Source organism: Streptomyces sp. NRRL S-87 (genome assembly GCF_000719335.1).
GTDB lineage: Bacteria > Actinomycetota > Actinomycetes > Streptomycetales > Streptomycetaceae > Streptomyces.
The window spans coordinates 62,165-86,487 of record NZ_JOGB01000039.1 but is presented as its reverse complement, the minus strand read 5'-3'; the positions used below and the strand labels follow the sequence as shown (position 1 = coordinate 86,487).

Annotated in this window: 21 protein-coding genes; 7 read left to right on the top strand and 14 right to left on the bottom strand. The window is 72.4% G+C overall.

Going from position 1 to position 24,323, the window contains the following annotated elements; genetic code table 11:
* The first annotated feature begins 271 nt into the window (after positions 1-271).
* Positions 272-1,285 (top strand): bifunctional lytic transglycosylase/C40 family peptidase, encoded by a 1,014-nt coding sequence (locus IF43_RS0124115; RefSeq protein WP_030204261.1) that lies wholly within the window; start codon positions 272-274, stop codon positions 1,283-1,285.
* A 187-nt stretch (positions 1,286-1,472) separates the two neighbouring features.
* Positions 1,473-2,243 (top strand): phosphatase PAP2 family protein, encoded by a 771-nt coding sequence (locus IF43_RS0124110; protein ID WP_078910397.1) that lies wholly within the window; start codon positions 1,473-1,475, stop codon positions 2,241-2,243.
* A gap of 202 nt (positions 2,244-2,445) precedes the next feature.
* On the opposite strand, the gene IF43_RS41785 is transcribed toward IF43_RS0124110, so the two are convergent.
* Positions 2,446-2,934 carry a hypothetical protein gene (locus tag IF43_RS41785; protein WP_037889799.1) on the bottom strand — a complete coding sequence of 163 codons (489 nt, stop codon included), beginning with the start codon at positions 2,932-2,934 and terminating at the stop codon, positions 2,446-2,448.
* A gap of 559 nt (positions 2,935-3,493) precedes the next feature.
* The gene (locus IF43_RS0124095; protein ID WP_037889795.1) at positions 3,494-3,775 is read right to left on the bottom strand and encodes a hypothetical protein; all 282 of its coding nucleotides are present in this window, start codon (positions 3,773-3,775) and stop codon (positions 3,494-3,496) included.
* A 200-nt stretch (positions 3,776-3,975) separates the two neighbouring features.
* Between IF43_RS0124095 and IF43_RS0124090 the strand changes: the two genes are divergently transcribed.
* Positions 3,976-4,782: a hypothetical protein gene (locus IF43_RS0124090; RefSeq protein WP_030204255.1), complete on the top strand. Its 807-nt coding sequence runs from the start codon at positions 3,976-3,978 to the stop codon at positions 4,780-4,782.
* 252 nt (positions 4,783-5,034) lie between these two features.
* Entirely contained in the window at positions 5,035-5,193 is a 159-nt protein-coding gene (locus IF43_RS42195; protein WP_199922775.1) for a hypothetical protein, read from the top strand.
* A 198-nt stretch (positions 5,194-5,391) separates the two neighbouring features.
* On the opposite strand, the gene IF43_RS0124080 is transcribed toward IF43_RS42195, so the two are convergent.
* On the bottom strand, positions 5,392-5,727 hold the full coding sequence (locus tag IF43_RS0124080; RefSeq protein ID WP_030204254.1) for a metal-sensitive transcriptional regulator: 336 nt from the start codon (positions 5,725-5,727) through the stop codon (positions 5,392-5,394).
* A 198-nt stretch (positions 5,728-5,925) separates the two neighbouring features.
* On the opposite strand from IF43_RS0124080, the gene IF43_RS0124075 reads away from it, so the two are divergent.
* Both IF43_RS0124075 and IF43_RS0124070 read left to right on the top strand, forming a co-directional pair.
* Positions 5,926-6,546, top strand: coding sequence for a DUF47 domain-containing protein (locus IF43_RS0124075; RefSeq protein WP_030204253.1), 621 nt, complete (start codon positions 5,926-5,928; stop codon positions 6,544-6,546).
* Between the two features lie 5 nt (positions 6,547-6,551).
* Positions 6,552-7,550 carry an inorganic phosphate transporter gene (locus IF43_RS0124070; RefSeq protein WP_030204252.1) on the top strand — a complete coding sequence of 333 codons (999 nt, stop codon included), beginning with the start codon at positions 6,552-6,554 and terminating at the stop codon, positions 7,548-7,550.
* 84 nt (positions 7,551-7,634) lie between these two features.
* On the opposite strand, the gene IF43_RS0124065 is transcribed toward IF43_RS0124070, so the two are convergent.
* The 11 genes from IF43_RS0124065 to mshD all read right to left on the bottom strand — a co-directional run bounded on the left by IF43_RS0124065 (position 7,635) and on the right by mshD (position 22,124).
* Positions 7,635-9,077 (bottom strand): FG-GAP-like repeat-containing protein, encoded by a 1,443-nt coding sequence (locus IF43_RS0124065; protein ID WP_030204250.1) that lies wholly within the window; start codon positions 9,075-9,077, stop codon positions 7,635-7,637.
* Between the two features lie 34 nt (positions 9,078-9,111).
* The gene (locus IF43_RS0124060) at positions 9,112-10,587 is read right to left on the bottom strand and encodes an FG-GAP-like repeat-containing protein (RefSeq protein ID WP_030204248.1); all 1,476 of its coding nucleotides are present in this window, start codon (positions 10,585-10,587) and stop codon (positions 9,112-9,114) included.
* A gap of 45 nt (positions 10,588-10,632) precedes the next feature.
* Positions 10,633-12,114 carry an FG-GAP and VCBS repeat-containing protein gene (locus IF43_RS43570; protein ID WP_051795974.1) on the bottom strand — a complete coding sequence of 494 codons (1,482 nt, stop codon included), beginning with the start codon at positions 12,112-12,114 and terminating at the stop codon, positions 10,633-10,635.
* A 246-nt stretch (positions 12,115-12,360) separates the two neighbouring features.
* Positions 12,361-13,137, bottom strand: a complete 777-nt coding sequence (gene pstB, locus IF43_RS0124050) for a phosphate ABC transporter ATP-binding protein PstB (RefSeq protein ID WP_030204245.1) — start codon at positions 13,135-13,137, stop codon at positions 12,361-12,363.
* A gap of 27 nt (positions 13,138-13,164) precedes the next feature.
* Entirely contained in the window at positions 13,165-14,247 is a 1,083-nt protein-coding gene (gene pstA / locus IF43_RS0124045; protein WP_030204243.1) for a phosphate ABC transporter permease PstA, read from the bottom strand.
* Positions 14,247-15,233 (bottom strand): phosphate ABC transporter permease subunit PstC, encoded by a 987-nt coding sequence (gene pstC, locus IF43_RS0124040; protein ID WP_030204241.1) that lies wholly within the window; start codon positions 15,231-15,233, stop codon positions 14,247-14,249. The genes pstA and pstC overlap by 1 nt, the downstream gene beginning before the upstream one ends.
* A gap of 111 nt (positions 15,234-15,344) precedes the next feature.
* Entirely contained in the window at positions 15,345-16,481 is a 1,137-nt protein-coding gene (pstS, locus tag IF43_RS0124035) for a phosphate ABC transporter substrate-binding protein PstS (RefSeq protein WP_030204240.1), read from the bottom strand.
* A 511-nt stretch (positions 16,482-16,992) separates the two neighbouring features.
* A complete protein-coding gene (locus IF43_RS0124030; protein WP_030204239.1) occupies positions 16,993-17,397 on the bottom strand; it encodes an NUDIX hydrolase in 405 nt (134 codons plus the stop codon).
* A 109-nt stretch (positions 17,398-17,506) separates the two neighbouring features.
* Positions 17,507-18,505 carry a CHAD domain-containing protein gene (locus IF43_RS0124025; protein ID WP_030204238.1) on the bottom strand — a complete coding sequence of 333 codons (999 nt, stop codon included), beginning with the start codon at positions 18,503-18,505 and terminating at the stop codon, positions 17,507-17,509.
* A complete protein-coding gene (locus IF43_RS0124020) occupies positions 18,486-20,855 on the bottom strand; it encodes an RNA degradosome polyphosphate kinase (protein WP_234332512.1) in 2,370 nt (789 codons plus the stop codon). Before IF43_RS0124020 ends, IF43_RS0124025 begins: the two co-directional genes overlap by 20 nt.
* A gap of 342 nt (positions 20,856-21,197) precedes the next feature.
* Entirely contained in the window at positions 21,198-22,124 is a 927-nt protein-coding gene (gene mshD, locus IF43_RS0124015) for a mycothiol synthase (protein ID WP_030204236.1), read from the bottom strand.
* A gap of 355 nt (positions 22,125-22,479) precedes the next feature.
* Between mshD and IF43_RS0124010 the strand changes: the two genes are divergently transcribed.
* The gene (locus IF43_RS0124010; protein WP_051795972.1) at positions 22,480-24,303 is read left to right on the top strand and encodes a bifunctional UDP-sugar hydrolase/5'-nucleotidase; all 1,824 of its coding nucleotides are present in this window, start codon (positions 22,480-22,482) and stop codon (positions 24,301-24,303) included.
* Positions 24,304-24,323 lie beyond the last annotated feature (20 nt).

The window sequence follows — 24,323 nt, the reverse complement described above, 5'->3', positions numbered from 1 at the left end:
GGGTGGGGTGGGGTGGGGTGGGGTGGGGGAAGGCAAGCCGGGAGGTGAGCTCCGCGGGGTGGGAGTGCGGGCTTGGTGGGCGCGTGGGCGCGGGGCGCCTGGCGCGGGGGCGTGGGGCGTGGTGGGCGCGTGGGTGTTCGGGCGTGCTGCCGCGGGTGTGCCCCCGTACGACCTCGATGCCCTCGCCGCGCGGCGGGCCGCGCGTGGAATAGTCGTCACGGCACACGGGGAAACGCCACTGAACCCGGCGCCGATGGGGGAGGGTTGACGGGTGCGCAGATTCTGGGTGGCCAGCGGTGTCGGTGTCGGGCTGTGCCTGTGTTTCCTGGGCCTGCTCGTCGTCGGGACGTACTCGGCGGCGGCCGGCCTCGTCGGGCCGAGCCGGTCGGTCGGGCTGGCCAAGGGCGCCGTGCCCATGCAGTTCCGCGGGCTCGTCGAGCGCTGGGGGAACCTGTGCGCGGCCGTCAACCCGGCGCTGCTCGCGGCGCAGTTGTACCAGGAGAGCGGGTTCGATCCGCGGGCCCGGAGTCCGGTCGGAGCGCTGGGCATCGGCCAGTTCATGCCGGAGACCTGGAAGGGCCACGGCATCGACGGGGACGGCGACGGCGACCGGGACGTGTGGGACCCGGCCGACGCCATCCCGTCGGCGGCCTCGTACGACTGCGAACTCGCGGGCTATGTCAAGAAGGTGCCGGGCGACCCGACCCGGAACATGCTCGCCGCGTACAACGCGGGGGCGTACGCGGTCATCAAGTACGGGGGCGTGCCCCCGTACCGGGAGACGCAGAACTACGTCAAGGTCATCACCGCGCTGGCCAAGAGCTTCGCCGCGCCGGTCGGCCGCGTGGCGCCCTCGCAGCAGGCCGCCGCGGCCATCAACTACGCGCAGACGAAGCTCGGTACGCCGTACCTCTGGGGCGGCGAGGGCACGCCGGAGCAGAACGGCCGGTTCGACTGCTCGGGGCTCACGCAGGCGGCGTACCGGACGGTGGGGGTCGAGCTGCCGCGGGTGGCGAACGACCAGTACAACGCCGGGCCGCACCCGTCGCGGGACCAGCTGATGCCCGGTGACCTGGTGTTCTTCTCCGACGACCTGGCCGACTCGCGGGCGATCCACCACGTGGGTCTGTACGTGGGCGGCGGATACATGATCAACGCCCCGTACACCGGGGCTGTCATCCGTTTCGACAAGATCGACACCCCCGACTACTTCGGCGCGACCAGGGTCACCAAGGACGGCGCGGAAGCACTTCCCCGCCGGAAGGGCTCAAGTGACACTCCGTGAGGTTCGGGCCTGCGGCTGCGACGATGAGTCACCTTTCGATAACGTTGGGGTGATCATTCGGTGGAGAGTGGAACGTACGCGCCAGAACGGGCGTTCCATGGTCATCGGGGGTTGATCAAGGGGGCCGGAGGGCACACGACGGCGTGCGCCCGCAGGGGACGAGGCAAGGGCAAGGGGCCGCAGCACGATGGCTGGACTCGCGACGGGTGGGCCGAACCCCGATGTAAGCCTGCTGTACGACGTCAACGGCCTCGCCAAGGACGCCCCCGGCTGGGTCGACCGTGCGGTCGGCCTGATCGGTGAGTACGGGCTGGTCCTCGCGCTCGTGCTCCTGGTGCTGTGGTGTTGGCGCGGTGCGCGCCGCCAGGGCGAGGCGGAGGCCGTCGACACCTTCACCGCGCTCGTCTGGGCGCCGTTGGCCGCCGGACTCGCACTGCTCGTGAACGTCCCGCTGCGCGGGTTCGTGGGCCGACCGCGGCCGTTCCGGCAGCACGAGGGCATCGAGGTGCTGGTCGGCGGCAAGACCGACTTCTCCTTCGTCAGCGATCACGCCACGCTCGCCATGGCGCTGGGCGTCGGCCTGTTCGTGGCGCACCGGCGGCTCGGGCTGGTCGGCATCGGGCTGGCGCTGCTCGAGGGGTTCTGCCGCGTCTACATGGGCGTGCACTACCCGACCGACGTGGTGGGCGGGTTCGCGCTCGGCACGGCCGTGGTGCTGCTGCTCGCCCCGTTGGCGCTGGCGCTGCTGGCCCCGGTCGTACGGGCCGTCGCCCGGTCGCCCCGCGCGGGGTGGCTGGTGCGGTCGCGGAACGTGCGGGCGCCGCTGGCCGTCGAGTTGAGCCGGGGTGCGCAGGGGGACGGGGTTGGGGTTGACGTTGGGGTTGGGCTTGACGTTGGGGTTGGGGTTGGGGTTGACGTGGCGGTGGGGGTGCGGGGAGAGCGGGATCTGGCTGCTTGACGTGGGCGGCGGCATCACGTGGGCGGCGGCTGCTTGACGTGGGCGGCTGCTTGACGCGATGCGGCCGGCGGGTGACGGGATCGGGTCTCCCGGAGTCAGGCGAGGCGCTCCAGTACGGCCAGTAGGGCGGCGGCCAGCAGGCAGAGTACGGCCACGCCGAAGCAGAGGCGGATCGCTCCGCGGGGGCGCGGGCGGCCGGAGTTCAGGGGGCGCTCCCTGGGGGTGGTTGGGGGGCGGGGTGTGGGGGCTGGGGTCCGTTCTGTTTGTGGTGCTGGTGCTGGTTCCGGTTGGGGTGCTGGTGCTTGTTCCGGTTGTGGTTCCGGTGCTGGTTCCGGTTGTGGTGCTGGTTCCGGTTGGGGTTCTGGTTGGGGTTCTGGCTGTAGTTCCGCTCCTGGTCCGTACTGGTGCTGGGCGCGTCCAGGCTGTCGCCGCGGCGGTAGCGGGAGCGCAGCCAGAGGCCGGTGGCCGTGGCGGCCGCGCCGGTGGCTCCGATGGCCAGGGCCAGGTCGCCGGGGCCGTCCGCGGTACCGAGCGGGCGGGCCTGGGCGCGGCCGAGGGGCTGGTCGGGCGGGTGCCCGAGGGGGCGGCCGGGGGGTTTGGCGGAGGGCTTGCCGGCGGCCAGGGCGAGCGCGGGGGAGAGCGCGAAGCCGAGCGTCAGCGCGTACACGGCGAGGGTGAACCTGGGTCGCATGGATCTCCGCCCTGTGGACGTGGACGTGGACCGTGGGCCGGCGCAGGGGGTACCGCTGAGCCGGGTGTTCCGTCCAGGGCATCCGGACCCGATGCGGGGCGCCACCCGGGGGTGGCCGGACGGGTGAGGGGTGGTGGGCCTGTCCGCCTGCCGAGGGTTTCCGGGCCGGGTCGGGGCGTCAAGGGCGCCCTTCGGGCGTCGCCTGCGGCGATTCCGCTGCGCTCCACCCTTGACTCCCCGACCCGGCCCGGAAAGGCAAAACCTCGGCGGACAGGCCCAGAAAGACGCCCGGGACGATCGTGAAGACTCCGGTCCGTTGAGTCCGGCCAGCGGGTCAGCGCCTCAGATCGCTACGCCCCACCGGTTCGGGTGGCGGGTGCGGGTTGGTGGGGGCCGGACATAGGCCGCCCACGATCGCTACGCCCCTCCGGTTGGTTGGCGGCTTCCGGGTGCGGTGGGGGCTGGGCATAGGCCGCCCACGATCGCTACGCCCCTCCGGTTCGGGTGGCGGCTTCCGGGTCCGGTGGGGGCTGGGCATCGGCCGCGTGGGGCGGTGGGGTCAGTTCGGGTGGGTTTCGTGGGCGGCGGCGTCCTTGCGGGCGAGGTCGCGGGAGCGGCGGGCCGGGCCGCGCCAGCCGCAGGTGCAGCGGGCGGTGCAGAACGCGCCGCGCTCGCCGGTTTCCGTGGCGTGCACCTGAGCGGACGCGTCGTCATCCCGGCGCTGCTGCGGGACGTCGCCCGGGCCGGCGGGTTCGTCGGGCCGGTCCGACTCGGGGGTGGCGGGAAGCGGAACGGCGGTGACGGGCGGGTGTTGTCGGCGCGGGGTGGTGTGCGGGTCCACGCCTTCACGGTACCCGGGCCGGGGCGGTGGTGTGCGGGCCGGGACGGGGATCCGGCCGGGTCGGCCGGGGGCCGTGGGCGGGTCGGCAGGGTGGGCTGGTTTTCGGTCGGGACGCCGTGACGGGCAACCCGGGGCGTCGTTATCCGGAGCGGGTGGGGGCCTCGGGCAAGCAGCGTTAAGGCGTTGGGGGTTGGCAGGCGATGGTGGTGCATCAGCACAGGCGCACGGGTGGGGCGTTGGCCGCCGCCGCGGTGGTGATCGGCGCGGCGTCCGGGTGCGGCGGTGCCGCGGAGGAACGTGCCCCTGACGGCAGTGCGGCGGTGCGGGCGGCGGCGGACGTGCTCGCGCGCAGCGGGAGTGCTCGGGCGCGTACGGCGATGGAGATGGCCACCGGCGGCACCAGGGTGACCATCCGCGGTGAGGGCGGGGTCGACTTCAGGAACCGCATGGGCCAGCTGGTCGTGATGCTGCCGGACGATGCGGCGGGCAAGGCCGAGCACCGGCCGATCACGGAGCTGCTGACCCCCGGGGCGCTGTACATGAAGAACCGGGGCGCGGGCGTGCCCGCGGACAAGTGGGTGCGCGTCGACACCACCTCGCTCTCCGACGGCAACCTCGTCACCGGGGGCGCCACCGACCCGGTCGCGGCCGCCGAGCTGCTGCGCGGGGCGCGGGACGTGTCGTACGTCGGGGAGACCGAGCTCGCGGGTACGAAGGTCCGGCACTACCGCGGTACGACCGACATCGCCCGGGCCGCGCGAGCGGCCTCGCCCCATGCGCGGGGAGCGCTGGAGGCGGCGGCGAAAGGGTTCAGCAAGGACGTGGTGCCGTTCGACGCCTACCTCGACGAGGCGGGACGGCTCCGGAAGGTCCGGCACCGCTTCAGCTACGAGAACAATGGCGTGATCGATGTCTCGTCGACCACGCTGCTCTACGGTTTCGGAACGCCGGTCACGGTGCAATTGCCGGCGAGCCGGGACATTTTCGCGGGGAAGATCGCCGAATAGCGGAGAGGGGCGCGCGGAGTGGTCGTCCCGGGGTATCCGGAAATGGTCCATCCGTGTCATGCGCGGGGCGTGCCCGCGTCCCTACGCTGGGAGTCCGAGAAGTGCGTACGGGCCCGTCCCCCGGGGCGGGTGCGGTGTTCCCTGGCCGGGCCGGGTGCGTCGGGGGTTCTTCGGGAACCGCCCGGGGTCGGGGTGGTGCAGGGACGTAGGACGTCATGGGCGCCCCGGGCGGCGGACGGCGAGGAGAGGGTGATGGGTGTGACACCGGCGGCCGGTGCGACTGTCCAGGACCACGTGGCCCTCGCCGAGATCGAGCTGTGCGGGGAGTTGATCATCGCTGCCTCTGCGGTGGAGGAGGAGCGGTTGAGTCTGGACCGGATCGACGAGGTGCTTCTGGTTCGGGGGGCCTGAGGGGCGTCGCCGCCTGTCGCGGGCGGGTCTGCTTGTTGGGGTGCCCTGCGGGGTCGGTCCCCCGGGCCTTGCGTTCGAATGCCGCGCGGGCTGGGCGTGGCGCCGCCGTCCCGTCGCCCCGGGGCGGGAGTTGCCCCGTGGGCTGGGTGGCGGCTGGAAATCGCCCCCGGGGTATGGGGAGGGGGCTCCGGGGCGGGGTCAGGTGCGGAGGAGGCGGGCGATGGCCTTGGTGGCTTCTTCGACCTTGGCGTCGATCTCGGTGCCGCCCTTCACGGCCGCGTCGGCCACGCAGTGGCGGAGGTGCTCCTCCAGGAGCTGGAGGGCGAAGGACTGCAGCGCCTTCGTGCTGGCCGAGACCTGCGTGAGTATGTCGATGCAGTACACGTCCTCGTCGACGAGCCGCTGGAGCCCCCTGATCTGGCCCTCGATGCGGCGCAGCCGCTTGAGGTGCTCGGCCTTCTGGTGGTGGTAGCCGTGCACTCCGTGCGCGTGATCGGCCGCCTCGGTGGTGCCGGCCGCCTCGGTGGTCGTCATCGTGTCTCCCGTGGTCGGGTCGAGGGGATGCCCGAGTGGATACCCCTCATGGGTATAGGGTACGCGCCGGCCCCAAGGGGCAGGGGGCCATGCTCCTCACTCTGCCTGATGGAGGACACTGGGGAACTGCCGGTTAGCCGTGGCCGGAGGATGCGCCTAGCATCAGCCTGACCGAATCCGATACCCCGAGGACCTCACGTGCGATTTCGTCTGACCCCCAGGGAGACGAGCTTCTACGACATGTTCGCCGCATCCGCGGACAACATCGTCACGGGCTCGAAGCTCCTGATGGAACTGCTCGGGGCGGACGCGTCCGCACGGGCCGAGATCGCGGAGCGGATGCGGGCGGCGGAGCACGCGGGCGACGACGCGACGCACGCGATCTTCCACCAGCTGAACTCCTCCTTCATCACGCCGTTCGACCGCGAGGACATCTACTCCCTGGCCTCGTCCCTCGACGACATCATGGACTTCATGGAGGAGGCCGTCGACCTGGTCGTCCTCTACAACGTCGAGGAGCTCCCCAAGGGCGTCGAGCAGCAGATCGAGGTCCTGGCCCGGGCGGCCGAGCTGACCGCCGAGGCCATGCCCCACCTGCGCACGATGGACAACCTGACCGAGTACTGGATCGAGGTCAACCGCCTCGAGAACCAGGCCGACCAGATCCACCGCAGGCTGCTCGCCCACCTCTTCAACGGCAAGTACGACGCCATCGAGGTGCTGAAGCTCAAGCAGATCGTCGACGTCCTCGAAGAGGCCGCCGACGCGTTCGAGCACGTCGCGAACACGGTGGAGACCATCGCCGTCAAGGAGTCCTGAACCCAGTGGACACCTTCGCGCTGGTCGTGACCATCGGTGTGGCGCTCGGATTCACCTACACCAACGGCTTCCACGACTCCGCCAACGCCATCGCGACCTCCGTCTCGACCCGGGCGCTGACCCCGCGCGCGGCCCTCGCCATGGCGGCGGTCATGAACCTGGCGGGTGCCTTCCTCGGCAGCGGAGTCGCCAAGACCGTCAGTGAGGGGCTCATCGAGACCCCCACGGGCAGCCAGGGTATGTGGGTCCTGTTCGCCGCGCTCGTCGGCGCGATCGTCTGGAACCTGATCACCTGGTACTTCGGCCTCCCCTCGTCCTCCTCCCACGCCCTCTTCGGCGGCATGGTCGGAGCGGCGCTCGCCGGCGGCATCGGGGTCATCTGGAACGGCGTTCTGGACAAGGTCGTCATCCCGATGTTCCTGTCGCCGGTCGTCGGCCTGCTGGCCGGCTACCTGGTGATGGTCGCGATCATGTGGATCTTCCGCCGGACCAACCCGCACAAGGCCAAGCGCGGCTTCCGCATCGCGCAGACGGTCTCGGCGGCGGCCATGGCCCTCGGTCACGGCCTCCAGGACGCCCAGAAGACGATGGGTGTCGTTGTGATGGCCCTGGTCATCGCCGACGTGCAGAGCGCCGGCGACCCGATCCCGGTCTGGGTCAAGATCGTCTGCGCCGTGATGCTCTCGCTCGGTACGTACGCGGGCGGCTGGCGCATCATGCGCACCCTGGGCCGAAAGATCATCGAGCTGGACCCGCCGCAGGGCTTCGCGGCGGAGACCACCGGTGCCTCGATCATGTTCACCACCGCCTTCGTCTTCAAGGCGCCGATCTCCACCACCCACGTGATCACCTCCGCGATCATGGGCGTGGGCGCGACCAAGCGCGTGAACGCCGTCCGCTGGGGCGTGGCCAAGAACATCATCCTGGGCTGGTTCATCACCATGCCGGCCGCGGCCCTGGTCGCCGCGCTGTGCTTCTGGCTGGTGGACCTCGCCTTCGTGTGAGCCGCGCAGCCCCTTGCTCCGTACGACGCCGCCCCCGCCGGACCTGGTCCGGCGGGGGCGGCGTCGTCGGTACGGGTCGCCGGGTCAGCCGGCGAAGCGGTAGCCGAAGTTCGACGGGCCGGACGGGCCGCCGAAGGAGGTGAGGGCGAAGCTGGTCGCGCCGGCCCCGGTGATGCCGGTGCCGGGCGCGGTGGCGAGCTTCCATACGCGGCCGGTGTGCGCGTCCTCGCCGTTGCCGCCGACGTACAGCTCGGGCACGCCGTTCTTGTCGGTGTCGAGGACCCGGACGGCCGAGCCGAAGTGGTCCCCCTTCTCCGAGGTGCTCGGCACGCCGGCCGTGCCCTGGGTGAAGGACCTGCGGCCGAGGGTGGTCACACCGGTCGCGCTGCCGCGGAAGACGTGCACCGCGCCGGCCTCCGCGACGGTGGTGGCACCGCTGCCGGAGTCCTTGTACGGGGCGCCGACGACGATCTCCGCGAAGCCGTCGCCGTCGGTGTCGACGACGGACAGGGCGCCGCCCGAGAATCCGCCCTGGGGGACCTGGAGGCCGCCGGTCGCACCGTCGAGCGCGACGAGGCGGGCGGGGCGGGTGGCGTTCAGGCCGGTCGGGCCGCCGTAGTTCACGCTCAGGGACGGCTTGGCCCCGACGAAGAGGGTGACGACGAGGTCCTGGTAGCCGTCACCGTTGACGTCGCCGAACGCGGAGGTGCCGGCGTTCCCCCAGGCCGCGACCTGCTTGATGGTGCCGGCGGCCTTGACCAGCCCGGTCTTGCTCCCCTTGAGGACGGCGCTCTTGGGTTCGTGGTTGACCCAGTAGCCGTTGACGGTCACGTCGGCCAGGCCGTCACCCGTGACGTCCCCGACGAAGAGGTCGCTCGGACCCGCGATCTTGTCGAGCTTCTGGATGTTGCGGAAGTCGTTGTGCGCGGCCTTTCCGGTGCTCCGGCTGATGGGCCCGTACAGCACGGTGAAGCCGTAGCCGCCCGTGCCGCCGAGCGCCCGGAAGGCGAGGTCGGTCGTGTGGTCCCCGTTGAGGTCGCCGGCGCCGACGGCGCCGCCGAGCAGCTTGGGGTCGCCGTCGGTGTACGTGCCCTTGGGCAGGGTGGTGCCGGTGCCGGTGATGCCCTTGGCGCTGCCCCAGAGGATGGTGTTCTGCTCCATCCAGTTCAGGAGCAGGTCGTCGTAGCCGTCGCCGTCGAAGTCGCCGGTGGCGGTGACCTCGCGCCACTTGCCGTCGGTGGCCGGGTCGCCCGGGACGCCCTCGGTGGCCTGGCTGACGACCTCGTAGCGCAGGCCCTTCGGGGAGCCGTACGCGAGGGTGACGGCGCCGGCGCGCTTGAGGCCGTTCACGGTGGCGGTGTGGGCGCCGATGGCGAAGTCCGGGTATCCGTCGCCGTTGAAGTCGGTGACTACGGGCTTGGCGGGGGCGGGGACGGGGGCCGCTGCGGCGGTGGTCGTGGCGGTACCGGTGACGGCGAGGGCGGTGGCCGCGCAGGCGGCGGCCGTGAGCAGGGTGCGCTGGCGCATGAGGTGTTCCTTCGTGTGGGGCGGGGTGCCGGGGTCAGCCGGAGAAGTGGACGCCGAACGAGGCGCCGCCGGTCGGCCCGCCGAGGGTGGCGAGGTTGAAGGCGGTCGCGCTGGTGCCGGTGACACCGGTGCCGGGCGCGGTGGCGAGCTTCCAGACGCGGCCCGTGAAGCCGTCCTCGCCTTCGCCGCCGACGTACAGCTCCGGCGCGCCGTTCCCGTCCGCGTCCAGGACGCGCAGGCTGCGGCCGAAGTGGTCCATGACCTCGGAGGTGCTGGGGATGCCGGCGGAGTTCTGGGTGAACACCTTCGCGCCGGTGGTGGTCAGGCCGGTCGCGCTGCCGCGGAGCACCGTCACCGCGCCGGAGGCCCGGGTGGCCGCGGCGTCCGTGCCGCTCTCGCCGGGCGCGCCGACGACGACGTCCGCGTACCCGTCCTGGTCGACGTCGGCGACGGCGAGGGACTCGCCGAAGGAGTCGTCGTCCTCGCTGACGCCCGGCACGCCGGGGCTGTCCTGGGTGTACGTCCGCGGGCGGAGTGTGGTGCTGACGCCCTGGGGGCCGCCGAACGTGACGGTGAACCGCTCGAGGGAGAAGCTCTTCCCTTCGTTGGTCACGGCCCCGACGCTGACGAAGTCGGGGTAGCCGTCCTTGTTGACGTCGCCGAAGTTGTCGTTCCCGTAGTCGCGTTCGTTGATGAGGCCGGTGGTGGAGCCGCCCTTGACCAGGCCGTCGGGCGTTCCGCGCAGGACCACCGTCTTGTAGAGCCCGTCCTGGGTGTTGCTGGTGGCGATGACGTCGGCGATGCCGTCGCCGGTCATGTCGCCCACCCGGAAGCCCATGACCCAGTAGTCCAGCAGGCCGGTCGGCTGGGTGGACTTGGCCGGCTCGCCGGTGCGGGCGAACGGGCCGAGGTCGATCCGGATGCCCGACGAGGCCGTGGAGAGGAGGTCCGGGTGGCCGTCGCCGTTCACGTCGCCGACGCCCATGGCGCCGACGTACCGCTGCCCGACGCCGGTCGCGTCCGGGACCTGCGCCGAGGCTCCGGTGAGGCCGTTGGCGCTGCCCCAGAGGAGCAGGACCGTTCCCCCGGTCCCGCCGGGCGGTGCCACGACCAGGTCGTCGTACCCGTCGCCGTCGAAGTCGCCGAAGCCCTTGATGCGCTGCCACCGCCCGCCCGCGACGGGGGTTCCGGGCACGCCCGGGGTGGCCTGGCTGATGAACGAGGCCTTGGAGTACTGGAAGCCGGTGGCGGAGCCGTAGACCACGGAGATCGCGCCGGCCTTCTTCAACCCGCCCACGGTGGCGGTGGGGGCGCCGATGGCGAGGTCGGGGTAGCCGTCGCCGTTGAAGTCGGCCGTGGCGTCGGCGGCCGGGGCGGGTGCGGCGGCCGGTGCGGCCGCGGGTACGGCGGCGTCGGCGGCCGGGACGGCGGTGGCGGCCGGTGCGAGGGCGGCGGTGCCGAGGACGGTGGCCGCGACGGTGGCGGTCGCGAGCAGGGCGTGCGTGCGCATCGGTGGGCGTCTCTCCTGGTCGGGGAAGGCTCGGGTGGCGGGCGGTCAGCCGGCCAGCTGGTGGCCGAAGTGGATGTGCGCGGTGGGGCCGCCGAGGGCGCCGGCCCACAGGCTGGTCGAGCCGGTGCCGGTGAGGCCGCCGGGGCCGGAGCGCAGCACCCAGACGCGGCCGGACCAGGTGTCCTCGCCGCGGCCGCCGACCAGGATCTCGGCGGTGCCGTCGCCGTTGGTGTCGGCCGCCAGCACGGCGCCGCCGAACTGGTCGTCCTGCTCGGAGGCGCTGGGCACGCCCGGGGTGTTCTGGCTGAGGGTGCGGGCGCCGGTGGTGGTGACGCCCTCGGGGCCGCCGCGCAGGACGGTGACCGCGCCGGCGGAGCCGGTGCTCGTGCCCGGCACCCGCTCGCCGGGGGCCCCGACGACGATGTCCGCGTAGCCGTCCCGGTCGGTGTCGGTCACCGCGAGGGACTGGCCGAACCGGTCGTACGGGGCGTCCGTGCCCGGGACGCCGGGGCCGGCCTGGGTGTACTCGGCCGCCTTGAGGGCGGTGCTGACGCCCTGCGGGCCGCCGTACGTGACGAAGATCCGCCCGCCGGAGCGCGGGGCGCTGCCGCTGAGCATGCCGCCGTCGCCGCCGACGAAGTCGGGGTAGCCGTCCTTGTTGAGGTCGCCGAACGCGCCGCCGGGGCCCGCGAGGGCGGTCCCGACGGGGAACAGGCCGGACGCGGTGTGGCGGAGCACGAGGCCGGTCGGCGCGGCCGGGTCCTTGGTGGTGGCGACGACCTCGGCGGCGCCGTCGCCGGTCATGTCGCCGGCGTGGACGACGGTGGGGTGCAGGCTGCCCGTCCCGGTGAACGACGACGCGGCGGGCTTGCCGGTGGCCCGGTCGACCGGGCCGGCCAGCAGGCGGAGGCCGTAGGTGCGGACGCCGTTCTTGGTGGTGGAGCCCGTGGCGACGATGTCGGCGGCCCCGTCGCCGGTGACGTCGGCGACGTCGACGCCGGTGCTGGGGTTGCCCATGACGGGCAGGGTGGTGGGCGCGGCGACCAGGGTGGAGGTGCCGGTGAGGCCGTCGGCGGAGCCCCACAGGACCAGGTAGCCCTCGGGCGTGCGGACGACGAGGTCGGTGTACGCGTCGGCGTCGAGCCTGCCGGTGCCGGCGAGGTCGCCCCAGTGGGCGCCCGTCTTCATGTCGCCGGGGATGCCGGGGGTGGCCTGGTCGAGGAAGACGGCGTTGTCCTTGCGCAGGCCCGCGGCGGAGCCGTAGAGCACGGCGATGCCGCCGGCGTCCGGCGTCCAGTAGGGCTCGGTGCCGCCGGTGCGGCGCGGGCCCGGCAGGTCGGGGGCGGCGACGGCCACGTCCCCGTACCCGTCGCCGTTGAAGTCGGTGGTGGGCTTCTTCGGCTGGGCCGCGGCCGCGGGCGCCGGGGCGGCCGCGCGCGGGGCGGCGGTGGTGGCGACGGCCGGGGTCGCGGCTCCGAGTGCGGCCGCCACGCAGACGGCGGCGAGGACGTAGGTGTTCTTGGGCACGGCAACCCCCCGTGGATCTTGACCCTGACGCAGGGTTCGACCGGTCGGGCGGGTCGATGGTTGTAGTGGCGTGGGTCACATCGCGGCCGGGGGGTCGCGGGCCCCGTCGCGGCCCGGCCCGGAACGCGGGTGGGCCCGCCCCCTTCCCAGGGGGCGGGCCCGTTTTCGTCTCGCGGTGGCACCGCCATGCAGCACCGCAGGACGCGTGTGGGGATCTCCCGGAGGCGGTCCGGGACGTGATCCGGTTTACCCGAAGCGGCCCGAGATGTAGTCCTCGGTGGCCTGGACGGAGGGGTTGGAGAAGATCCGGTCGGTCTCGTCGATCTCGATGAGCTTGCCGGGCTGGCCGACGGCCGCGAGGTTGAAGAACGCGGTGCGGTCGGAGACGCGGGCGGCCTGCTGCATGTTGTGGGTGACGATGACGATGGTGAACCGCTCCTTCAGCTCGCCGATCAGGTCCTCGATGGCGAGGGTGGAGATCGGGTCGAGGGCGGAGCAGGGTTCGTCCATCAGCAGGACCTGCGGCTCGACCGCGATGGCGCGGGCGATGCACAGGCGCTGCTGCTGGCCGCCGGAGAGGCCGGAACCGGGCTTGTTCAGGCGGTCCTTGACCTCGTTCCAGAGGTTGGCGCCCTTGAGCGAGCGCTCGACGATGTCGGCGAGCTCGCCCTTCTTGAACTTGCCGTTCAGGCGCAGGCCCGCCGCCACGTTGTCGAAGATCGACATGGTGGGGAAGGGGTTCGGGCGCTGGAAGACCATGCCGACCGTGCGGCGGACCGCGACCGGGTCGACGCCGGCGCCGTACAGGTTCTCGTCGTCCAGCAGCACCTTGCCCTCGACGCGGCCGCCGGGGGTGACCTCGTGCATGCGGTTCAGGGTGCGCAGGAAGGTGGACTTGCCGCAGCCGGAGGGGCCGATGAAGGCGGTCACGGAGCGGGGCTCGACGGTCATCGAGATGTCGTCGATGGCCTTGTGGGTTCCGTAGAAGGCGGACAGACCGGAGACGTCGATGCGCTTGGCCATGGGAATCAGAGCTTCTTTCGTGGCCGGTCAGCGGCCGGTCTTCGGGGCCTTCCAGCGGGCGATGCCGCGGGCCACCAGGTTGAGGATCATGACGAAGGCGATCAGGACGAGCGCGGCGGCCCAGGCCCGGTCGAAGGAATCGGCGCTGCCCACCTTGTACTGCTCCCAGATGTAGAGCGGGAGGGAGGACTGGGCGCCTTCGAACGGGTTGCCGTTGATCAGCTGGGATCCGAAGACCAGCAGCATGATCGGCGCGGTCTCGCCGGTGATGCGGGCGACGGCGAGCATCACGCCGGTGGCGATACCGCCGATGGCGGTCGGGAGGACGACCTTGAGGATCGTCTTCCACTTCGGCACGCCGAGGGCGTAGGACGCCTCGCGCAGCTCGTTCGGGACGAGCTTGAGCATCTCCTCGGTGGAGCGGACCACCACGGGCATCATCAGGATCGACAGGGCCAGGGAGCCGGCGAAGCCGGACGGCCCCTGCTTCAGCATCAGCGTCCAGGTCGTCAGGATGAAGAGGCCCGCGACGATGGACGGGATGCCGGTCATGACATCGACGAAGAAGGTGACGGCCTTGGCGAGCGGTCCCCGGCCGTACTCGACCAGGTAGACGGCGGTCAGGAGGCCGATCGGGGCGGCGATCACGGTCGCCAGGAGCACCTGCTCGATGGTGCCGAGCAGGGCGTGGTAGACGCCGCCGCCGGGCTCGAAGCCGGCGACGCCGGCCATCGAGTGGCTGAGGAAGTAGGCGTCGAGGACCTTCAGGCCGCGGGAGACCGTGACCCAGATCAGGGACAGCAGCGGCACGACCGCGAGGACGAACGACACCCAGATGACCGAGGTGGCGACGCGGTCCTTGGCCTGGCGGCGGTTCTCGACGACCGCGCTGGCGGTGTAGGTGATGAGGACGAACAGCGCGCCGGCGATCAGGCCCCACTGCATCTTGCTGTCCAGGCCGGCGGCGGCGCCGATGCCGCAGCCGAGGGCGACCGACACGGCGGCGACGGCGAGGGGGGCCCAGCGGGGCAGGCCGCCCCGGGTGAGGCTGGTGGGGGCGGCGGACGTGCGGGTCCCGACGGGCCGCTGGTCCTGCAGTGCGTGGCTCATCAGGCGTTCGCCCCCGAGTACTCCTTGCGACGCGCGATGATCATGCGAGCGGCGCCGTTGACCAGCAGGGTGAGGAGGAAGAGGACGAGGCCGGAGGCGATCAGCGCGTCACGGCCGTACTCGTTGGCCTCGTCGAACTTCGCGGCGATGTTCTGCGCGAACGTGCCGCCGCCGGGGTCGAGGAGGTGCCCGTTGATGAGGAAGCTCGGGGAGAGCACGGTGGCGACGGCCATCGTCTCGCCGAGGGCGCGGCCGAGGCCGAGCATCGAGGCGGAGATGACGCCGGACCGGCCGAAGGGCAGGACGGACATCCGGATGACCTCCCAGCGGGTCGCGCCGAGGGCCAGGGCGGCCTCCTCGTTCATGCGCGGGACCTGCTTGAAGACCTCGCGGCTGACGCTGGTCACGATCGGCAGGATCATGATCGCGAGCAGGATGCCGACGGTGAACAGGGAGCGGTCGACGCCCGCCTGGGTCTTGTCGAAGACGTACGTCCAGCCGAGGTACTCGTCCAGCCAGGAGGTCAGGCCGCCGAGGTACGGGACGAGGAAGAGGGCGCCCCAGATGCCGTAGACGATGGACGGCACGGCCGCCAGCAGGTCCACGACGTAGGCGAGGGGCGCGGCCAGCTTGCGCGGCGCGTAGTGCGAGATGAAGAGCGCGATGCCCACGGCGACCGGCACCGCGATGACCATCGCGATGACGGAGCTGACGACGGTGCCGAAGAGCAGGACCGCGATGCCGAAGACCGGCGGGTCGCCCGTGGCGTTCCAGTCGAAGGTCGTGAAGAAGTTGCCGTGGTTGTCGGCCAGGGCGAGCGACGCGCGGTAGGTCAGGAAGACGGCGATCGACGCCATGATCACCAGGAGCAGGATGCCGGAGCCTCGCGAGAGGCCCAGGAATATCCTGTCGCCGGCGCGGCCGGTCGAGATGCTCCGGGAGACCGGCGGAGCCTGGTCTGTCGGGGTGTAAGTCGTGTTAGCCATGATCTTTCCGGTCTGTACGGGGGCTCGGGGAGCCCCCTGGCGGCGGTGCACCGGAGGGTCCGGAGTCCGGCCCGCTCAGGACGGTGAGCGGACCGGCTCCGGGTCGTGCGATCAGCCCAGGGAGGAGATGACCTCGCGGACCTTCGCGTTGATCTCGGCCGGGATCGGGGCGTAGCCCTTCTCGGCGAGCATCTTCTGGCCGGCGTCGCTGGCCGTGTAGGTCAGGAAGGACTTCACGGTCGGGAGCGTCTCGGCCTTGTTGCCCTTGTCGCAGGCGATCTCGTACGTGACCAGGACGATCGGGTACGCGCCCTCGGCCTTGGTGGTGTAGTCGAGCTTGAGGGCCAGGTCCTTGCCGGTGCCGGCGATCTTGGCGGCGGCGATGGCCTTCGAGGCGTTCTCGGAGGTGGCCTCGGCCGGGGCGGAGGCGCCGGTGTTGATGGCGACCGTCTTGATGCCCTGCTGCGAGGCGTAGGACAGCTCGAAGTAGCCGATCGCGCCGTCGACCTGCTTGACCTGGGCGGCGACACCCGCGGAGCCGGAGGCGGCCTGGCCACCCGGGGCCGGCCACTTCTTCTCGGGCTCGTACGGCCAGTCGGCCTTCGCGGTGGCGGCCAGGTACTTGCCGAGGTTCTGGGTGGTGCCCGAGTCCTCGGAGCGGTGGAAGGCCTGGATGGCGGTGGAGGGGAGCTTGGCCGAGGGGTTCAGCTTCTTGATGGCCTCGTCGTCCCACTTGGTGATCTTGCCGTTGAAGATCTTGGCCAGGGTGGGGGCGTCGAGGACCAGGTTGTCCACGCCGGAGACGTTGAAGCCGATGGCGATCGGGCCGCCGACCATCGGCAGGTTCACGCCCTGGCCGCCGGTGCAGACCTTCTTCGAGTCCTCGACCTCCTTGGGCTTCAGCGGCGAGTCGGAGCCCGCGAAGCCGACGGTGCCCTGGTTGAAGGCGACGATGCCCTCACCGGAGGAGGAGGCCTTGTAGTTGACCTCGACGCCCTTGCACGTGGCCATGTAGCCGTTGACCCACAGGTCCATGGCGTTCTTCTGCGCGGAGGAGCCGGAGGCCAGCAGCTGGCCCTTGGCGCCGGCGCACTGCGAGGCGTCGCCCGTCGGGGCGGCGGCCTTCGTCGAGCTGCCGTCCTTCGGCGTGTTGTTGTCCGAGCCGCACGCCGTCAGGACCAGGGCGCCGGACACGACGAGCGCCCCGAGGGCGGAGGCACGAAGCCGGTTCTTGCGCTGAAGCATCACTTTCGGGTGTTCCTTCCAGGAGCCGCCGGCCGGTCTCTGGTTCGGGGCGGCGTGCGAAGAGGAGTACGTGGTGCCACGAGGGGGCCACCGGTTTTCAGCCCGTGTCCCGCACCGTGCACAGCCGAAATTAGGCAGGACAGGTGAAGCGGCCGACGGGGGTGAGTGAACGGACGGTGAACCGTGGCGGACGGCATGGTGCGGCCCGCCGGGGCCGCGCGCGCCGGTTCCCGGCCGCGCGCCCGGCGCACGAGGGCGGGCACACGGTTGTGCCCCAAAGGGCATTTTCCGGCCACGGGCGCCGTGGCGCGCGTCGACCCGGACCGACGCCCTCCGCCCCGGTACGGACCGTCGGCGGGACCGGGTACGGGCCGGCGCGGGAGGGATACGGACCGGCACCGGGCAGCGACGGACCGTGCGCACCGGCCCGGGGATCGGCCGGGCCCGGCACGGGGATCAGCCGGGCCCCGGCACCGGGATCAGCAGGGCCCCGGCACCGGAACCGACTCCGGGATCAGCCGGGCAGCGTCGCGAGCAGCGCGTCCACCAGCGGCCGGTCGTGGTCGTACGAGAGCACCCGCCGGGTCGCGGCCGGCGGCAGCCACAGCAGCCGGTCGACCTCCACCGACGGCACGAACCCGCCGTGCAGCGCCTCGGCCCCCCAGTAGTGCACCGTCTTGGGCCGGCCGTCGACCAGGTAACGGGAGGTGGGCAGCGCGGTGCCGAGCGCGCACACGTACCCCGTCTCCTCGAGCACCTCGCGCCGGGCGGCGTCCGCCGGCAGCTCCCCGCGCTTGAGCTTGCCCTTGGGGAACGACCAGTCGTCGTAGCGCGGCCGGTGCACCAGGCACAGCTCCGGCCCGCCGTCCGCGGCCGCCCGCCGCCACAGGACGCACCCGGCCGCGAACACCGGCTTCACGCCGGAGCCCCGCGGGCCGGTCCCGTCGCCGGGGCCGCGCGGGCCGCTCGCCCCGCCGCCGGTGCCCTGCGGGCCGGTCACGACGCCCCCGGAGTCCCGGCCGGCCCGGTCACGTCGCCACCGGGGTCTCGGAGCCGGAGCGCTGCCACACGCGCTGGAAGTCGAACCGGGCGGCCTCCACCTCGTGCCGCTGGTCGGCGTGCAGCACGCCCAGCGCGTACGCCGTCGCCGGCGCGATCCGCGGGGTCCGGGCCGCCTGTGCCGAGGCCGCCGCCGCCTCGGCCGCGTCCCGGTGCCGGTCGAGGGCCCCGCCGGCGGTCGTCAGCCGGAGCACGTCGGCGCCGAGGGCCTCCTGCGCGTACCGGTGGACCCGCAGCAGGGTGCGCACCCGGTGCCAGGGCGCGTCCTGGGACGCGTCGTCCACCAGCGCGTCCGCGTTGTACGGGTGCCCGGCCCGGCCCAGCGGCAGCTCGGCCACCGCCGCCGCCAGCCGGTCCGCCACCTGCGCGGACAGCGGTACGAGCACCTCGTCGGTGCGCCCGGCGGCCGCGACGGTGTCCAGCGGGACCTCCGAGGCCAGCACGGCCACCGCGTCGGCCACGGCGTGGAACCGGGAGGAGCCGAGCGCGTGCAGCGTCGCCGAGTGCGCCCGGGTCCGGGCCAGCGTCAGCTGCCGCTCCAGCAGTGCCGCCGCCCGCGCCGAGCCCACGGTGAGCGAGCCCCGCGCCGCCCCCCGCGGCGCGGGCACCTCGGGCGTGCCCGACAGCCGGTGCAGCGCGTCCAGCAGCCGGGCCAGCCTGCTCCCGTACCGGTGCTCGTCGGCCAGCGTGGCGGACAGCCACGTCAGCTCGGTGCGCAGGCCGTCGGCCCAGCCGGTCTCGGTGACCGGCCGGTACGTGGCCAGCGAGCCGCTGATGCGGCGGGCGGCGCTCCGGATGGCCCGGGCCGCCTCCACCCCCTCGGCGGCGTCCGCACCGCTCTCCTCGTGCAGTCTCAGTGCGCGCAGGAAGGCTGTCGCCTGTGCGCGCAGATAAGCCCCGAGCACGTCCCCCGCGCTGGAGTCCCCCAGCACGTCAGCCGTGCCGGAGTCATGGTGTCGCTGAACCACGCCGGCGCCTCCGGGCGTCTATGAGCATCTCCTGTACGTGCGGCAGCGGAGCCCCGTCCGCGTCCGTGCTGTGCCGTGTCCACTCCCCGTCCGGCCCCAGGTGCCACGACGAGCTGCTGTCCGACATGCCGGTCTCCAGCAGCCGGTCCAGGGCCGCCCGGTGCGCCGGGTCGGTGACCCGCACCAGGGCCTCGATGCGGCGGTCCAGGTTGCGGTGCATCATGTCCGCGCTGCCGAGCCAGATCTCCGGCTCGCCGCCGTTGCCGAAGCCGAACAGCCGCGAGTGCTCCAGGAACCGGCCGAGGACCGACCGCACCCGGATGTTCTCCGACAGGCCCGGCACGCCCGGGCGCACCGCGCAGATGCCGCGCACCCATATGTCGACCGGCACGCCCGCCTGGGACGCCCGGTACAGCGCGTCGATGAGCGCCTCGTCGACGATCGAGTTGACCTTGATGCGGACGTACGCCTGCCGGCCCGCGCGGTGGTGCGTGGCCTCCTTGTTGATCCGGGCGATCAGTCCGTCCCGCAGCGACCTCGGCGCCACCAGGAGCCGCCGGTAGGTCTCCCGGCGGGAGTAGCCCGACAGCCGGTTGAAGAGGTCGGAGAGGTCCGCGCCGACCTGCGGGTCGGCGGTGAGCAGGCCGAGGTCCTCGTACAACCGGGCCGTCTTGGGGTGGTAGTTGCCGGTGCCGACGTGGGAGTAGCGGCGGAGCAGCTCGCCCTCCTGGCGGACCACCAGCGACAGCTTGCAGTGGGTCTTCAGCCCGACCAGGCCGTAGACCACGTGGCAGCCGGCCTCCTCGAGCTTGCGCGCCCACTTGATGTTGGCCTGCTCGTCGAAGCGGGCCTTGATCTCGACGAGGACCAGCACCTGCTTGCCGGACTCGGCCGCGTCGATCAGGGCGTCCACGATGGGCGAGTCGCCGGAGGTGCGGTACAGCGTCTGCTTGATCGCGAGGACGTCGGGGTCGGCGGCCGCCTGCTCCAGGAACGCCTGCACGGACGTGGAGAAGCTGTCGTACGGGTGGTGCAGCAGCACGTCCCGCTCGCGCAGGGCGGCGAAGATGTCGGGCGCGGAGGCCGATTCGACCTCGGCCAGGTCCCGGTGGGTGCCCGCGACGAACTTCGGGTACTTCAGCTCCGGCCGGTCCTGGGACGCGAGGCCGAACAGGCCGGTCAGGTCCAGCGGCCCGGGCAGCGGGTAGACCTCGGCGGAGCTGATCTTGAGCTCCTGTACCAACAGGTCCAGGACGCCGGGGTCGATGGACTCCTCGACCTCCAGGCGGACCGGCGGGCCGAAGCGGCGCCGCATGAGCTCCTTCTCCAGAGCCTGGAGGAGGTTCTCGGCGTCGTCCTCCTCGACCTCCAGGTCCTCGTTGCGGGTCACCCGGAACATGTGGTGCGCGAGCACCTCCATGCCGGGGAAGAGCTCCTCCAGGTGCGCGGCGATGACGTCCTCCAGCGGGACGTAGCGCTGCGGGGAGGCCTCCAGGAAGCGGCTGAGCAGCGGCGGCACCTTCACCCGGGCGAAGTGCCGGTGGCCGCTGACCGGGTTGCGCACGACCACGGCCAGGTTCAGCGACAGGCCGGAGATGTACGGGAAGGGGTGCGCGGGGTCCACGGCCAGCGGGGTGAGGACCGGGAAGATCTGGTTCTTGAACAGCGTGAAGAGCCGGGCCTGCTCCTTCTCGGTGAGGTCGGGCCACCGGATCAGGTGGATGCCCTCGTCGGCGAGCGCGGGGGCCACGTCGTGCTGGTAGCAGGCCGCGTGCCGGGCCATGAGCTCGCGCGAGCGGGTCCAGATCAACTCCAGCACCTCGCGCGGCTGCAGGCCGGAGGCGGAGCGGGTGGCCACGCCGGTGGCGATGCGGCGCTTGAGGCCGGCGACCCGGACCATGAAGAACTCGTCGAGGTTCGACGCGAAGATGGCCAGGAAGTTCGCCCGTTCGAGCAGCGGGGTGGCCGGGTCCTCGGCCAGTTCCAGGACGCGCTCGTTGAACGCCAGCCAGCTGCGCTCCCGGTCCAGGAAGCGGCCGCTGGGCAGCTCGCCGCCGGCGCCGTCCTCCTCGTACGCGTCGAGGTCGGCGTCGAGGTCCGGCTCCAGGTCGGAGGCCGTGGCCGCGGCGACGCTGTGCGGCCGGTGCGCGGCTATGGAGCCCACCGACGGCTGGGGGCGGCGGCCCTTCGGCGCGGCCGTGCCGTGCGCGGGGCTCTGGGCCGGGCTCTGGGCCGGGCTCTGGGCCAGGGACGAGCCCTTCGACGCACCCTTTGAGGCGCCCTTGGACGCGGACGAGGAAGGCGGCTTCACGGGCTGGGCGGGGACGTCGGCGCTGCTCTGGCTGCTCATGCGTCCATTCTTCCGCGCCGGAGCCGCAACAGGCGCGTCGGAAGGGGGCGCGGGGAGGCGCAGCAGGCGGCTCGGAGACGGGTCGGCGGGCTGCCGGAGTCCGTTGCTCTGTGACGGGTCGGCGACGGGCTGCATTCCGCGAGCGTCGCAAGGGTTGCTGAATGGCTGGTTAATGGCGCGTGGCGGGCAGGGGGCCCCGGGGGCAAGGCCGTGACCTCGCCGTCACCTGGACGGCGGAGCGGGGCCGTACGGGTGCCCGCCGGGCACCGTGCGGCCCCTGCCGCCGGGCCCGCCGGGAATCCCGCTTCGGTCCTCGGGTCCGGTCCCCCGCTCGCCGACTGCCTACGACTCCGTTCGGTACATGAGGTCGACCTCGTGGGTGACGAAGCCCATGCCCTCGTACACGGCCAGCGCGGCCGGGTTGTCGGCGTCGACGTAGAGCATGGCGGTGGGCAGGCCCTCGGACTGGAGGTGGTGGAGGCCGACCGCGGTGAGGGCCTTGCCGAGGCCGCCCCCCTGGGCGGAGGGCCGGACGCCGAGGACGTACACCTCGCCGAGCCGCTCGGCCTCGTGGACCTTGGTCCAGTGGAAGCCGACCAGCTGCCCGTCCCGCTCGGCGAGGAAGAAGCCCTTGGGGTCGAACCAGGGCTGCGCCTTGCGGTCGTCGAGGTCGCGCTGGACCAGCGCCCCCTGCTCGGGGTGGTGCGCGAACGCCTCGGCGTTGGCCGCCAGCCAGGCCGCGTCGTCGTCGCCCGGGACGAAGGTCCGCACGGTGACGTCCGCGGGCAGTACCACCTCCGGGACGGCGTCGTCGCCCGTCAAGGGGCGGCGCAGCTGGCGCAGTTCGCGGAACAGGCTGAGGCCGAGCACCTGGGCCAGGTGCCGGGCGGCCGACTTGCCCCCGTGCGCCCAGACCCGCAGCCGCTTGCCCGAGGCGGCCAGCAGGGCGGTGCCCAGGGACCGGCCGTGGCCGCGGCCGCGCATCGCGGGGTGCACGACGAGCTCCGCGGCGGGGGCCTCGACGGGGTCGGTGTCCTCCAGTTGGGCGTACCCGGCCAGCCGTCCGTGCTCGGTGAGGAGGAAGTGCCGGATGCCTTCGCGACGGCCGCCGGTCAGCTGGAGCCGGCCCTGCTCGGAGACGGCCGAGGTGCCGTCGGTGAGCCGCGCCTCCTCCAGCAGGGCGAGGACCGCCTGCGCCTGCTCGTGCGTCAGTTCGTCGAGTTCCTGGATCCGTCGGCTGGGCTCCAGTGCCGCTGCTGCGTCAGTCATACGTCGAGCCTACGGCGCACGGCCCGGCGGCCACCCGTAACGGCGTCCTGGCGTGCTGGCCCGACCCCGATGGTGGAGCTTCCCGGTCCCCCGCGTGGAGTCCGGACCCGAACGCGCGGGCCGGCGCGGGGCGCTGGGGGCCTCCGGTACGGGCGGTAGTCGAGCGGCGACGGGAGGTTGACGGGGTGGGGCGGTTCGTCGCGCTTGGCCCGCTTCTTCTCCCGACGGGCCCCTCAACGCAACTGAACGGTAACCCTGCACCCCCTGTCGCCGCTACGCGCGTTGACCGTAGGCTGCGGGCTGCGATTTCCGCACCAGACCTACAGATCGCATCGCTGTCCGCAAAGGGGAACTGATGTCAGCGACACCACAACGGCACCGCCGAAACCGCCGGTTGACCCTCGCCGCCCTGGCCGTCACGGCCGGCGCCGGCGCCCTGGTCGCCGCCGCCCTGCCGGCCGGAGCCGCGAGTGTCACCGCCACCACCGCGGGCAAGGCGCAGGGACGTTACGTCGACGTCCAGATGCTCAACATCAACGACCTGCACGGCAACCTGCTGCCCCCGCAGGGCTCCTCGGGCAACGTGACCGAGCGCCAGCCCGACGGCACCACCAAGGCGATACCGGCCGGCGGCATGGAGTACCTGGCCACCAGCCTGCGCAAGGCGCGCGAGGGCCACGACTACTCCATCACCGCGGCCGCCGGCGACATGATCGGCGGCAGCCCGCTGCTGTCCGGCCTGTTCCACGACGAGCCCACGATCGAGGCGCTCAACAAGCTGAAGCTGGACGTCACCAGCGTCGGCAACCACGAGTTCGACGAGGGCCGCCAGGAACTGCTGCGCATGCGCTACGGCGGCTGCCACCCGGTCGACGGCTGCTTCGAGTACGGCAAGACCTTCGAGGGCTCGCAGTTCCCGTACCTGGCCGCCAACGTCACGGACGAGAAGACCAAGCGTCCGCTGATGAGCCCGTACTGGGTGTGGAAGCAGAACGGCGTCAAGATCGGCTTTATCGGCGTGACCCTCGAGGGCACCCCGGACGTCGTCACCGCCGCGGGCATCAAGGGCCTGAAGTTCGGCGACGAGGTCGAGACGATCAACAAGTACGCCAAGGAGCTCGAGCGCCAGGGCGTGAAGTCCATCGTCGCGCTCATCCACGAGGGCGGCCTGCCCGCCTCGAACGCGTACAACGACAGCTGCGACGCCGGCGGCCCGGGCTCCGGCATCTCCGGCGCGATCGTCGACATCGCCAAGAACGTCAGCCCGCAGGTCGACGCCCTGGTCACCGGCCACACGCACCAGGCGTACGCCTGCACCATCGCGGACCCGGCCGGCAACCCGCGCACGGTCACCTCGGCCGCCTCCTTCGGCCGCCTGTTCACCGAGACGAACCTGACGTACGACCGCGCCACCGGCGACATCGTCCGTCCGCAGGTGACGACCGCGAACCGGCTGGTCCCCCGTGACCAGCCGAAGGCCGCGGACATGACCGAGCTGATCGACCGCTGGAACGCGCTGGCCGCGCCGATCTCCAACCGCGTCCAGGGCTACATCTCCGCCGACATCGCAGGCCGCGGCTCGGAGGCGTTCGAGAAGCCGCTCGGCGACGTGATCGCCGACGCGCAGCTCGAGGCCCTCTCGCCGGCCGACAAGGGCGGCGCGCAGCTCGCGATCATGAACCCGGGCGGCATCCGCTCCGACCTGGCGTACGCCAAGTCGGGCGCGGAGACGGTCGACGGCGTGGTGACGTACGGCGAGGCCTTCACGGTCCAGCCCTTCACCAACATGATGAACATCGTCGACCTGACCGGCGCGCAGCTCGTCACGGCGCTCCAGCAGCAGGTGTCCGGTCCGGTCAACGGCGCGAACCCGAAGATCCTGCAGATCTCCAAGGGCCTGACGTACACGCTCGACATGACGAAGACCGGCGCCGACCGCGTGGTCGCCGACTCGGTCAGGCTGAACGGCGAGGCGATCGACCCGACGCGCACCTACCGCGTCGCGATGAACGAGTTCCTCGCGGGCGGCGGTGACGGCTTCACCGTCCTGAAGGAGCACAAGAACAAGCTGGTGGGCCCGTCCGACCTGGACGTGTTCAACGCCTACCTGGCCAAGCACTCCTCGGAGTCGAGCCCGCTGGCCCCGCCGGCGGCCGACCGGATCACGGTCATCAAGTAGCACCGTCCGAGCGGTGAGGC